The organism is Janthinobacterium sp. P210006 (assembly GCF_036231885.1).
Classification (GTDB): Bacteria; Pseudomonadota; Gammaproteobacteria; order Burkholderiales; family Burkholderiaceae_D; genus Janthinobacterium; species Janthinobacterium violaceinigrum.
Map to the genome: position 1 here is coordinate 544,339 of NZ_JAZARD010000003.1, position 12,509 is coordinate 556,847.

General features: G+C 61.1%; 13 protein-coding genes. 4 read left to right on the forward strand and 9 right to left on the reverse strand.

The features are described from left to right. Nucleotides 1-23 precede the first annotated feature (23 nt). Together VPH41_RS16485 and VPH41_RS16490 are read left to right on the forward strand one after the other, a co-directional pair. Nucleotides 24-914: a LysR family transcriptional regulator ArgP gene (locus tag VPH41_RS16485; protein ID WP_328570818.1), complete on the forward strand. Its 891-nt coding sequence runs from the start codon at nucleotides 24-26 to the stop codon at nucleotides 912-914. A 105-nt stretch (nucleotides 915-1,019) separates the two neighbouring features. After that, nucleotides 1,020-2,108 carry an alpha/beta hydrolase gene (locus tag VPH41_RS16490; protein ID WP_328570819.1) on the forward strand — a complete coding sequence of 363 codons (1,089 nt, stop codon included), beginning with the start codon at nucleotides 1,020-1,022 and terminating at the stop codon, nucleotides 2,106-2,108. A 177-nt stretch (nucleotides 2,109-2,285) separates the two neighbouring features. Here the strand turns inward: VPH41_RS16490 and VPH41_RS16495 are convergent, their stop codons facing one another. The 7 genes from VPH41_RS16495 to VPH41_RS16525 all read right to left on the reverse strand — a co-directional run bounded on the left by VPH41_RS16495 (nucleotide 2,286) and on the right by VPH41_RS16525 (nucleotide 7,629). After that, nucleotides 2,286-2,921: a phasin family protein gene (locus VPH41_RS16495; protein ID WP_152282711.1), complete on the reverse strand. Its 636-nt coding sequence runs from the start codon at nucleotides 2,919-2,921 to the stop codon at nucleotides 2,286-2,288. Nucleotides 2,922-3,201: 280 nt separating this feature from the next. Next, complete coding sequence (locus VPH41_RS16500; RefSeq protein ID WP_328570820.1) at nucleotides 3,202-3,537, reverse strand: hypothetical protein; 336 nt, start codon at nucleotides 3,535-3,537, stop codon at nucleotides 3,202-3,204. A 27-nt stretch (nucleotides 3,538-3,564) separates the two neighbouring features. Further along, complete coding sequence (locus tag VPH41_RS16505; RefSeq protein ID WP_328570821.1) at nucleotides 3,565-3,936, reverse strand: VOC family protein; 372 nt, start codon at nucleotides 3,934-3,936, stop codon at nucleotides 3,565-3,567. A 72-nt stretch (nucleotides 3,937-4,008) separates the two neighbouring features. Continuing rightward, entirely contained in the window at nucleotides 4,009-4,611 is a 603-nt protein-coding gene (locus VPH41_RS16510; protein ID WP_328570822.1) for a pyridoxamine 5'-phosphate oxidase family protein, read from the reverse strand. A 13-nt stretch (nucleotides 4,612-4,624) separates the two neighbouring features. After that, nucleotides 4,625-5,896 (reverse strand): YVTN family beta-propeller repeat protein, encoded by a 1,272-nt coding sequence (locus VPH41_RS16515; protein ID WP_152282707.1) that lies wholly within the window; start codon nucleotides 5,894-5,896, stop codon nucleotides 4,625-4,627. Nucleotides 5,897-5,998: 102 nt separating this feature from the next. Next, nucleotides 5,999-6,880: a creatininase family protein gene (locus VPH41_RS16520; RefSeq protein ID WP_328570823.1), complete on the reverse strand. Its 882-nt coding sequence runs from the start codon at nucleotides 6,878-6,880 to the stop codon at nucleotides 5,999-6,001. A gap of 293 nt (nucleotides 6,881-7,173) precedes the next feature. After that, on the reverse strand, nucleotides 7,174-7,629 hold the full coding sequence (locus VPH41_RS16525; protein WP_328570824.1) for an SRPBCC family protein: 456 nt from the start codon (nucleotides 7,627-7,629) through the stop codon (nucleotides 7,174-7,176). Between the two features lie 320 nt (nucleotides 7,630-7,949). On the opposite strand from VPH41_RS16525, the gene VPH41_RS16530 reads away from it, so the two are divergent. Continuing rightward, nucleotides 7,950-8,366 carry a hypothetical protein gene (locus VPH41_RS16530; RefSeq protein ID WP_328570825.1) on the forward strand — a complete coding sequence of 139 codons (417 nt, stop codon included), beginning with the start codon at nucleotides 7,950-7,952 and terminating at the stop codon, nucleotides 8,364-8,366. 159 nt (nucleotides 8,367-8,525) lie between these two features. Continuing rightward, nucleotides 8,526-9,269, forward strand: coding sequence for a hypothetical protein (locus VPH41_RS16535; RefSeq protein WP_328570826.1), 744 nt, complete (start codon nucleotides 8,526-8,528; stop codon nucleotides 9,267-9,269). Nucleotides 9,270-9,473: 204 nt separating this feature from the next. Here the strand turns inward: VPH41_RS16535 and VPH41_RS16540 are convergent, their stop codons facing one another. Next, nucleotides 9,474-11,120, reverse strand: a complete 1,647-nt coding sequence (locus VPH41_RS16540; RefSeq protein ID WP_328570827.1) for a methyl-accepting chemotaxis protein — start codon at nucleotides 11,118-11,120, stop codon at nucleotides 9,474-9,476. Nucleotides 11,121-11,198: 78 nt separating this feature from the next. Then, entirely contained in the window at nucleotides 11,199-12,320 is a 1,122-nt protein-coding gene (locus tag VPH41_RS16545; protein WP_442906275.1) for a patatin-like phospholipase family protein, read from the reverse strand. Nucleotides 12,321-12,509: the final 189 nt, after the last annotated feature.

A 12,509-nucleotide genomic window follows, 5' to 3' on the forward strand; every position in this document is an offset into this window, starting at 1 on the left:
CTAACCATATATAAGAGTTTCTTATGCGCGTCGTCGATTACCGTGGATTGGCCGCCCTCGACGCCGTAATCGGCCTGGGCAGCTTTGAAAAGGCCGCGCAGGCGCTGGCGATCAGCCAGCCGGCCGTGTCGCAGCGCATCCGCACCCTGGAAAACCTGGAAGGCACCTTGCTGATCATCCGCAGCCACCCGCCCCTGCCCACGGAAGCGGGCCAGCGCCTGATCGCCCATTACCGGCAAGTCAAGCTGCTCGAAGCGGCGCTCGACGCCCAGCCCGGCCCCACCACGCAATTGCCGGAGCTGGCCATTGCCGTCAACGCGGACAGCGCCGCCACTTGGATCCCGGAAGCGCTGGGGCCGCTGCTGACGCCGCCGTCATGCCTGCTCGATATCCGCCTCGACGACCAGGACCACACCCTGAGCCAGCTGCGCGAAGGACGCGTATTTGCCTGCGTCACCAGCGCCAACGACCTGGTGGCCGGCACCACGGCCACGCCGCTGGGCGGCATGCGCTACCTGTGCGTGGCGTCGCCCGCGTTCGCGCAGCAATGGTTTCCCCAGGGTTTTACGGTAGAGGCCGTCAGCCAGGCGCCCGCCATCACGTTTGGCAGCAAGGATGCGCTGCACGAGCGCTACCTGCAGCACCGCCTCGGCTACACGGGCCGCTATCCGCACCATGTGCTCGGTTCCGCGCGCGACTTCGTGCGCTTCATCGAAGCGGGCTATGCCTATGGCATGGTACCCCTGCTGCAGGCGGAGACGGCGCTGACGGCCGGCAGGCTGGTCGACGTGGCGGCCGGACAGGCACTCGACGTGCCCCTGACCTGGCACGCCTGGGATATCCAGACGCCCCTCACGCGCACCTTGTCCGATGCCGTCATCGCCACGGCACGCAAGTGGCTGTTACAGGATTAATTGACGCATGCAACCGTTATCTATGCCAAATTGCAACTTCCCCGTGCGCGCCCTGCCCTGCCTGGCCTACACTGCAAACATCATTCATCAGAATCAGGAGCTGGCATGACGATCCTGCGCACCACCTTGCTCGGCTTGCTGGCAGCCATCCCGCTGGCTGCCGGCCTGGCCGCCTGCTCGCCCTTGACGGCCATCAATGCCTTGTCGTCCGGCAGCGCCTCGCAAGTGACGCGGGACCTGGCCTACGGTCCCCTGCCACGGCAAAAACTCGATGTCTACGCCCCCAAGATCCGTACGGGGCCCGTGCCCGTGGTGGTGTTCTTTTATGGCGGCAACTGGACGACGGGTGAACGCGCCGACTACGCCTTCGTGGGCCACGCGCTCGCCGCGCGCGGCTACCTGGCCGTGATCGCCGACTACCGGCTGTATCCGGACGTGCACTACCCCGAAATCTTGCAGGATGCGGCCCGCGCCGTGGCCTGGGCCGCGATGGAGTCCAGCCGCCATGGCGGCGATCCCGCGCGCCTGTTCGTGATGGGCCATAGCGCCGGCGCCTACAATGCGGCGATGGTGGCGCTCGACGCCAGCCTGCTGGCGCGCCACGGCATGCACCCGCACGACTTGCGCGGCTGGATAGGCCTGGCCGGCCCCTATGATTTCCTGCCCATCGAAAACACCACCACCCGGCCCGTCTTCTTTTACCCGGACACGCCCGCCTCTTCGCAGCCCATCCATCACGTGACGGCCGAGGCCCCGCCCGCCCTGCTGATCGCGCCCCTGCCTGGCCGGGACAAGCTGGTCAATCCACAACGCAACACAGGTGGCCTGGCCCAGGCTTTGCGGGCGCAGCAACGGCCCGTGACGGAAACATATTTCGACAAGGTCAGCCATACCACCCTGGTCGCCTCGCTGGCCAGCCCCCTGCGCATGCTGGCCCCCACGCTCGACGCCGTGAGCGCCTTTATCGATGCCAACAGCAAGGTGGAGACCGCACTGGCGCCGCAAGGCATGGCCATGCCGGAAAGCCCCGTCACGGAGCAAAGTCCTGCAACGGTGCAAAGCTCTGCCACGAAACATGCTCCTGCAACGGAACAAGGTCCTGCAACGGCACACAGTCCTGCGTCGAAGCAAGACACCGCCACCCAGGCTCCGGCGGTGTACAAGGCGCCCCACGACAAAACGCCCGTCCCCTGAAGGACGGGCGCTCTGCCCGGACCAATAACGCAATGAATGGCGGCATGGATGGCTGCATGAATGGCGCCACCAGCAGCACCACGCTGCGTGACGGCCAGCCGCATCGCAGGGCTATCACCCGGGGCTGTGCCCCAGGCTCTCCTCCAGGATGCGGATCAGCCGCCAGCAACGGCCCGCTTACTCTTTACGGCTGGCGCTGCTGCTTTTGCTTTGTGCGGAGCCGGCTTGCGATACGCTGCCGCTGACCGAGCTTTCGCTGCCGGCCGACTGCTGGCTGCCCTGCTGGCCGGCGCTTTGCAGGCTTTGGCCGTCACGGCTCGCGCCACGCTGCTGGTCGCGGTTGGCGCCGTTTTGATGGTAGGCCTGGAACGGTTCGGCAATGCGCTGCATGGCTTCCTGTTGCTTGCGCACGTTTTTCTCCGTTTCTTCCGAAGCCGTACGGGCCACTTCCTCGGCCAGCGCCTTGGCGGTACGGCTCGTTTCATTCACATGCCGCTCTGCCACATTGGCCAGTTCGACCTGCGTATCGGCGGCCAGGCGCGATACCTGCTGCTGGTACTTGCGCAGTTGCTCGGCGGCTGGCTGGCCCGCTGCGGCAGCCACCTGGAACACATCTTCGGCGCGCTCGACCGTCAGCAGGTTCTGGCTGGTGACCGTGCTTTCTTCCAGCAAGCCTTGCGCCAGTTGCATGTTCAGGTCGTTAAAGTGCTGCACCGACTGGAACAGGGACTTCGACAGGCCATTGAAAAAAGCCAGTTGCGCTTCCAGGTGGTTTTTGGCGGCGGGGGTAACACTACGGGAATATGGATACATGGAGTTCCTCATTAAATAGCGGTTGGGTGGACAGAAACAGGTGGCGACGCGATCGGCTGTCGAACCGCTAGGCAGACGGCCGGGCTACGCCACGAAGCGCGAAAAAACATATCCGATTGGTGGAGAGATGCTTTGCAACGCGAGTCCCAAGGCTACGTGAGCTCCGCAGGTGAGGGATGATCTGGATCAAATGTACGCTAGGCTGCGTAGAAAGTTTTGGCTGGACGGCTTGCCCTTGGCAAACGTCAGTGACGGAGAAGCAAATTTGTGTCAGACAGGCTCAGCGAGTGGCGCCCGGGCCCGGCACGACGGGCTTGTAGCCATGGCTGCGCAGCGACGCTTCCAGCCAGCGGTTGCCATACCAGCCGCGCGCCAGCAGGTAACTGAGTTCCGCGCCGGCCATCAGCAGCATCATCGGACCGATGCGCAGTTCGCTGGCCAGATGGCTGCCAAACCACAGGCAGGCATCCATGGCCAGCATCAGCAGCAACAGCCACCAGCGGCGCTTGGCCACGGCCCAGAACGAGCCCAGCAACAGCGCCGGCCAGGAGAATCCCGCTTTCACGTAGGCATAGCGGCCCGCATCGTCGGCAAACAGGGTGGCGCTGTGCTTCATGCTGCTCTCGTCAAGGAATAAATGATGTCAGGACTCGGGATGGTGGCAGACGGCTTCGACATTGTGGCCATCAGGCCCCAGCACGAAGGCGCCGTAGTAATTCGGGTGATAGATGGCGCGGATACCGGGCGCGCCGTTATCCTTGCCGCCCGCTTCCAGCGCGGCCTGGTAAAAAGCGTCCACCTGGGCACGATTATCTGCCGTGAAGGCGAGATGCATGCCGGCATGCGGCGCGGCACCCTCGCCGAACCAGAAATCAGGCTTGCCATCCTTGCCAAGGCCGACCCAGCCCTGTACTTCCATCACCACCGACACGCCCAGGGGCGCCAGGGCGGCTGAAAAAAAGGCCTTGCTGGCCTGTGCATCGCTGACATTCAAACCGATGTGATCAAGAATCATGCTGGCGCTCCTTTGGAAGTGATAGAACAGGCCGCACAGTATGCGCCAACATTGCCTTTTAGGCAAGCAAAACTACAAGTCCGGCGCATAGCGGGCAAGCATCTGTTCCTGCGTTTCCCGCGGCCCGCTGCCACCCGTCTGGTCCTGAATCATTTGCCCCATCGTCGGCAGGACGCTGCGTTCCACCTGGGCCGCGCTGTCCCACAGGCGCGAACGCATGAGGGCCTTGGCGCAATGCAGATACGCCTCGGCCACGCGCAGGCGCATGACCAGACGCGGCGGATTGCGTTCGCCGGCGAAGTGCGCCAGCAGCGCAGGATCGTCGCTGAGGCTGGCTTCGCCATTCACGCGCAAGGTTTCATCGACGCCGGGGATCATGAACAGCAGCCCCGCCCTGCCCGTCTCGGCAATATTGCTGAAGCTGTCGAGCCGGTTATTGCCCCTGGCATCGGGCAGCAGCAAGGTATGGGGATCGAGCACCTGCACGAAACCGGGCGCCCCGCCGCGCGGCGAGGCGTCGAGCTGGCCGCCAGCACCGCCCGTGGCCAGCACGGCGAACGGCGACAGCCCGATGAAGGCGATGCAATGCGGGTCGAGACGGTCGAGTTGCTTGCTCAGCGCCCGCCCCTGTGCGGGCGGATAATGCGCGCGCAGTTGCTCCAGGGTGATGGCCACGCGCCTGCCTCGCCTAGCGCAGGTTGCCCGTGTGCCCCAGCGAATAGCGGCCCGGCTGTGGCCACACGGTCAGGCCGTGCGGCTCCTGGCCGACTTTCACTTTGGAAACGTCGCCACTGTTCGTATCGATGCGGTACACCACATCGTCGAAACGGCCGGACAGCCACAGATACTTGCCATCGGCACTCACATTGCCCATGTCGGGGCTGCCGCCGCCGGGGATCGGCCAGTTCGCCACCACTTTTTCGGTGGCGAAATCGATCACGCTGACGCTGCCCTTGCCTTTCGGCTTGCCATGGATGCGGTGCGTGCCGCGGTTGGCCACGTACAATTTCTTGCCGTCACGGCTAGGATACAAGCCATGCGCGCCCACGCCCGTCTGGATGAAGCCGATTTCCTTCAGGGTGGCGCCATCGACGATGTGCACGCCGTCGGCGTCCATGTCGGCGATAAAGAATTTCTTGCCATCCGGCGAGATGCGTATGTCTTGCGGCATGCCCTTCTTGACGCTGCAGATTTCATTCGCGGGACCGCCCACGGGACCGGACTCGGCAAAACGCTTGGCCGGCATCTGCAATTTCAGATAGCCGTCGACCTTGCGTCCCACCAGGTCGATCTTGGCAATGGTGCCGTCGAACTCGCAGGTGAACATGGCGTAGCGGCCGTCGTTCGAGAAATCGGCATGGTTGATGCCGCCGCACTGGGGCGTGTCGATCGAATACTGCACGGCCATGGTCTTCGGATCGCGGAAATCGAGGCGGTGGCGCGCTTCAGCCACGACGATGGCCGACTTGCCGTCCGGCGTGTAATACATATTGTAGGGATCGTCCACGGGCACTTCCTTGCCCGGCTTGCCGCTCAAGGGGTCGATCGGCGTCAGACTGCCCTTGTCCGTGCGTTCCGCATTGTTCGCCACCCACAGGGTGCGCAAGTCCCACGACGGCACCACGTGCTGCGGGCCGCTGCCGACCTTGAACTTGTCCACCACTTTCAGGCTGTCCTGGTCGATCACGTAGACATCGTTCGAGCGCAGGTTGGGCACGTAGACCCTGCGCAAGTGATCCTTGACGACGGGACTCATATTGCTGCTGGCAATGCTGCCATACACGTTTTTCGGATCGACCAGCGGCGGCATGCCCGGCAGCGGAGAATACGCGGCAGCCGGAGCAGCAGCGGCAGGTGCCGGCGTGCTGGCGCCGATGACCTGGCTGGCCACGCCCAGGCCAGCCAGTGCGGCAGCCAGGGCAGACAAGGTGACGATGGTGCGTCGTTGAGATTTTTTCATGTGATTTCGCGTCTTTTCGTTGCAAAAGCCGGAAGTTATGCACTTCCAGCGGAATATCAAATCGGTCTATGAATTCAGTCGTACGAATTCTCGTGTTGCTAATTACTTGCGCTGCAGCAGCTGCTTAATGGCAGCCACCGAGGTATCCACCTGCAGCTTGATGCCGATCTGGCCCAGCTCGGCCGTGGCACGCGTGGCGTCGCCGCGCACGCCGTCCGCCACGCCGGGCTTGGGTCCGTGGGCCATGGCCTCGCTGCGCACCAGCGACGGGTCCGTCGCCAGCATCAGCGCCGCGTCCGCCAAGCCTGCGTGCAGGCCGATCTCGGCGCTGCTGTAGCCGCGCTTCTGCAGTTCGGCAATATATTGCGATTGCGTAATGTCATAGTAATCGAGCAAGGCATAGGCGCGCGCTTCCTTGCCGGCGGAAGCCTTGCCCCAGGCGCGGTTCAGTTTGTTGGCCACATTCTGCTCGTTTTTTTGATAGCCGCCATGGTCGCCAAGAAAAATGATGTCGCGGAAACCATGCTGGCGCAAGCTGGCGGCTGCCCCTTCCAGCACGGCTTCGAAGGCGGCTGGCGGTATCGAAATCGTGCCGGCAAAGCGCATGTGGCCGGCCGGCGGGGTAATACTGCCTTCCGGCACGTAGGAAACGACGGGCGCGACGATGGTATTGCCCAGCTTTTGCGCAATCTGCCGCGCCAGCATCCCGGCGCGCACATTGTGCTTGCCCAGCGCGATATACGGCCCACTCTGCTCCACGCCGCCAATCGGCACCAGCACGGTGGTCGCGCCGTGGTCTATGCGGCTGCGCAACTCGGTGCTGGTCAGTTCTTCCAGCATGACGCTGCTGCTAGCTGGCGCGGCCGCCGTGACGGGTGCTGCAGGAATCAGGAACAACAGGGTCAGGGCAAACAGCGAGCCGAATGGCTTGGACAGACGGGAAGGCGCGCGGGGCACCTGTGGCAGGGGGAACTGCAGAGTCATAAGCAAACATCTTTCCAAGGTCAAAGCGTGACGCCGTGCCCGGCCTTGCCAGGCAAGCTGGCTGCCACGCAGGAATTGTATTCCATCATGACGGGAACGGCACGTTAATTTGCTACAGTGCTTTGCAAGGAATTGACGAGGGGAAACTAAGTACAAAGTGTTGCCCAAAGAAGCGGCAAACATGGGCCTTGCGCGGCATGGGCGACGAGAGCGGCGGCAGAAACGCCGCCGCGAGTCGCTCCCCATGCGTACCACAGGCGATGGCGCTTTAGCTGCTGCGCCTCAATGACTTGTCAGGCAGCATGATTGACGGCTTCGTTGCGTTTCTCCGCATATGCCTTGAGCGACAACATCGTCCTGGGCAACCCTTCCCTGACTTGCCTGGCAACGCCCGGCCCGAACAGAAAGGCCAGCGCGCCCGTAAACCATACGCGGTGCACGACTTCCGCCCCGCCCTCCACGGCAGCGACCGTGTGCTCGAAGTGGATGCGGAACAAGGGGATGTAACCCTCGACGGTGAACGAGCGCCCTGCCGTACGCTCGGTGACCAGCATCGGAATCCCCATCCCCTTGTTCGGAACGATCCTGCCATGTGTTCCCACGGCGAATGGCCCGTTGAGCCGGGCTTGCTTTGTATCCGGATCCCACAAATGCCATCGGTCAACCTCGCTCCAGATCTGGTCGATGACCGCGGGCGGGACGGCAATGCGGATGTTTTCTTCGATATGCATCAATTGGGGAATCTCCATATCATTTCAATGAAAGTAAAGGGACCTTCCATCCGGCGCCGCGCGGTGCCAGGATATTGGCCAACGAATAGCATTCATCATGCCGTATCGCCATGATAATTGCGCCGATCAAAACATCTTCTTCCGGCAAAAAAAACACCGTCGCTATTCTTTTTTTCTCGATAGAAAAAATATTTGCTGGAGATGCAGGATACACTGTAATTTGTTTGCATTACCAACATAAGCGGATTGCGCTTGCATTTGTCGCCGACAGAATAGGGGCACGATGACAGCCTGGCTCGAGAGACATAGCCGTGATCCTATTGAATTTTTGAGAGATTATGAACGCAACACATTGGAGGGTTCAGGAGCTCATCCATTACTCAGCGGATATCGCCTGGCTCAATGCCGAGGGTGCCCGCCGCGCATATGATTTGGCGGGCCTTCATGGTTCAAAGTCGCATCTCGGCTTGGACGCCAATACCGTCAGCGCAATCGAACGGCTCGCATTCGGGAATGACGTGGCCAGTGCCACCAACTGGCTGCGTGCCCGTGTGCCGGGAAATCAGCAGGTCGTCGTGGTGTTTGGAGAGGACGAATGCTTCTTGTGCAGCAGCGCATTCCTGGTCGAGAATTGGCGAGATATTTTTGTTCCCTCACGTGACGATGCGATGATCTATTCGAACGACACGCCGTTTATCCTGTTTTATTGCCATGAAAATGAATTCGAGCTTGGGCAGCGGCTTGTCTTTGATTAAAGGCCAAGTTTGGACAAAAGCAGGCATTCACCTTTTATCTAAAAAAACTGACTGCTCACCATTGTAGGACTATTCAATACAGGAGACTCAACGCCAAGGGCGAGAACGAAAAAATACGCTTCGCACCTAACTACTCATTCAACTATCACTAGAATTTCAATGAGTGCAACTACGAATCTCGCGACCGCAGTGGCAGCATCCACTACATCTATTAATCCCCTCGCAGTTGCATCGAGCACGGATGCCTGGGAGAAGGCTCTATTTACGCTACTGGGGACATTCATAGGCGCTATGCTGGCGTTTTTCACCCAAATTGTCCTTCGAAGAAGAGAAGAGCGAAAAGCAGAACAGCTAGCCGCGCACCGAATACTGTTCTGCCTGTTTCAACAGATGAACACCATAGTACTGTTTCAACGGGAAAATATCGCACCAAGAAAAAACAGTCCCGCGCAATTCATTGAAATTCCGGCCACGCTAGAGTTCGACCTTTCAACAAACCTCTTCGAATTTGAATCGTTCGGTTTCCTATTGAAGTCCAGTGAAGGACGTCGGATCATGCACGATCTATATTTGGCGCAAGAGTGTTATGTCGCAACGCTTCGAGCAATCAATGATCGTTCCCGGATGCATAGGGAACTACTGCAGCCGAAACTGTCGGAGAGTGGATTTGGAACAGGGAATTTGGCCTCACTTCAAGAGTTAGCGAAAGTCTTGGGACCGCTGATCCATGGAACTATGGTGAACTCAACCGCACAAATAATATTGCAACTTCAATATGCATTTGAAAAACTAATTGCGGCAAAATTGGATTTCCGAGCTTTCGCGGTTTCGTACTTTAAGACAACTGACTTCACCGAATTCGAATTTCCTGAAACTTATGGACTAGTGATTGGTAAAAAATGAAATCTTACCTTGGCTAATGTCGACCCGAACGTTATGTAGACACCCTGATTAAGGGGGAACCGGGCGGAGCCCCACCTTCCCGTCCATCTTGCCAGCCCAGACAACTTAACTGACACCCGCAACAACTACAAAACATCAACGCTCCCCCATGCGACAGCGCCACCACCAAAGAAAAACCCCGGCGTACCGGGGTAATTTCCAAGCTTAGCCGCGGGCGCTGCGGGCGGGCAACGCCAGGCGCCGGCTGGCTGAGGCGGAAGCGGGGGCTGGCAAGCCGCCCGCCACTTTCAACGGTTTTGCCTGGGCGTCGCCGCGCAGGCGGAACACGGCCACCACGTCGACCAGCTCGACGGCGCGGTCTTGCAGCGAGGAGGCGGCGGCCGCCGCTTCTTCCACCAGGGCCGCGTTTTGCTGGGTGACCTGGTCCATTTGCGAAATGGCCTGGTTCACCTGCTCGATGCCGGCGCTCTGCTCGTGGCTGGCGTTGGCGATATCGCCCATGATATCCGTCACGCGGCGGATGCTGGCGACGATTTCTTCCATCGTCGCACCCGCCTGGTCGACCAGCGCGCTGCCCGTGTTGACTTTATCCACGGAATCTTCGATCAAGCCCTTGATTTCCTTGGCCGCTGCCGCCGAACGCTGCGCCAGGTTGCGCACTTCGGTGGCCACCACGGCAAAGCCGCGGCCCTGCTCGCCCGCGCGCGCCGCTTCGACGGCCGCATTCAGCGCCAGGATATTGGTTTGGAAGGCAATGCCGTCGATCACGCCGATGATGTCGGCGATCTTCTTCGCCGACTCATTGATGGAACCCATCGTGCCCACCACTTGCGCCACCACGGCGCCGCCCTTGCGGGCCACGTCCGAGGCGGACACGGCCAGCGAATTCGCCTGGCGCGCATTGTCCGTATTCTGGCGCACGGCCGAGGTCAGTTCTTCCAGGCTCGACGCCGTTTCTTCCAGCGACGACGCCTGCTGCTCCGTGCGCACGGACAGGTCCGCGTTGCCGGCGGAAATCTGCGCGGCCGCCACGCTGACCGTATCGGCCGAGGCGCGCACGGTGGCGATCACGCCGACGATGCGCTCGAGGAATTTATTGAAGGCGGTGGCCGTGCGGCCCACTTCATCCATGCGCTCGACGGGCATGGCGGCGGACAGGTCCAGCGAGGCGCTGACCCTTTCCAGTGTGTGTTCGATATTGCCCAGGCCGCCGCTGATGGTGCGGTAGATATGCCAGGCCAGCGCACCCGTCAGCAGCACGGCCACGCCCAGCACGGCCAGCATGGTGTTGAACGCCGTGTCGTAGGCGGCCAGGCTTTCCGCCTTCACGTCATCGACCAGCTTGTTGTTGTAGGCGATATGGTCATCCATGCTCTTTTTCGCGGCGGCAGCCGTGATGGCCAGGGGCGTGCCGGCCAGCAAGGTGGCGCGCACGCCGTCCATGTCGCCCGCGTAGGCGGCGGCAAAGAATGGCGCCAGCGCGCGGCGGTACGCTTCCATGGCGGCCTGGTCGGCGTCCAGCATCTTGCTGTCCGTGGCGTCGTACAGGCGCTCGGCGCGGTAGGTGGCGATGACCTTGTCGAAATTCGTGTTGGCGTCGGCCACGGCCTTGTCCAGCGCCGTCTTGTCGGCCAGGTTCGAGAATACGGACAGGCGGTAGCCGGCCAGGCGCGAATCGGCCAGGAAGCCCTTGGCCGCATTCAAACCCTGGATGCTGGGAATGATGCGGTTTTGCACGGTGTCAAAACGCTGCTGCGCCCGCTGCAGCTGGATGGCGCCGCCCGCGCCCAGCAATAGCAGGGCCAGCAAGGCGATGGTGAGAGTCAAAATTAATTGCTTGGTGATATTCATGGTGTTTCACAGTAAAAAGGTGGCCTGGCAAGGCCAGGCAGGATAAATAGCTGCCGATCAGGTGGCCGGGATCGGTTGCTAGGCCGCCAGCGGGGAAGCGTCCGGCGTGCGGCGCAGCAAGTCGCCATGCTGGCGGCAAAACGCCAGGCCCGCCTTGTGGCCCACGTCGAACAGCAGCTGCATGTTCGAGCTGGACCAGTCCAGGGTATCGGGCCAGTGCTGCTCCGGAATGCCGTCCATCAAATCGAGTTTCAACAGGCGCCGCTTGGGCTGGCCCGTGCGCGCGTCCGTGTTGTGCTCGAGTTCAAACAGGCGCAGTTCGCTCTTGGAAATCTTTACCAGCGGCGTGATGATCGAGCGCACCCAGGCGTCGTACAGGTTGCGCGGCTTGCGCAGCAAGCGCTCGTCGCCCAGGATGTCGAGGATGACCAGGGTATCGGCGTCATGGTGTTCGCCCTTGCCTTCGATAAATGGCTCGAAATTGAGCGTATCGAGGGCTGCGCCTTCGATGTAGTCGTCGCCGGCGATGGTCGTGGGCGCATACAGGAAAGGAAACGACAGGGCCGCGCGCACGTGGATGGGTTCGATCTCGTGCTTGCCCCAGATTTGCATGCGATGCTCGCTGAGGTTGTAGGCATTGATGTAGAAATCGGGGCGCATGCGGGCCACGCCCGAAAAATCCACGGCCTTTTCCAGGAAGGGCAAGTGCGCGCACAGGCCCAGGCTTTTCGCCGACAGATCAGACGGCGACAGCGACGACACCATCAGCTTGCCCCAGTCCGACCAGGCCGTGGGCACGCCCGCAAACGTTTGCTTGAACGCCTGGAAAAAAGGGTTGTTGGCTGGCGGCTCGAAGGCGTCGCGGAAGGTGCTCGCGTGCATGCCCGGCTTCTGGAACACCTTGTAGTTGATCGGAATCATCTTGTAGATGCTGTCGGCCACGCCCGTGTCGGCCCAGCTTTGCAAGGCCTGGCGCGGCGTGGCCTCGTGCGGCGTCGTGTAAAGCAAACCCATCAACACACCCGCGCCGGAGGCGGAAATGACGTCGAACTCGATGCCCTCATCGAGGAAAGCGGCCAGGGCGCCAGCGATCAAGGTGGAATTTGGTGCGCCGCCACCAAGCAGCAAACCCGTTTTGCGGGCCGGTTTCGCTGTCGCAGCTGGCACCGGATTCGGCGGCGTCGTCATCACTGTCTTCATGCACACTCCCTGAACGGAACGGGGTTACCACCCCTTAATTGTTGGTTACTACACGCTTAGTGCGCCTAATCCTGCGCATGTCCCCGCAAGCGCCGAAACGATGCAATGTTGCAGAAACAGATATGAAATTAACATAAATAAATGCCATATGGCAATTTCGATGACGCATAACCGGTATTCAGGAAGGGC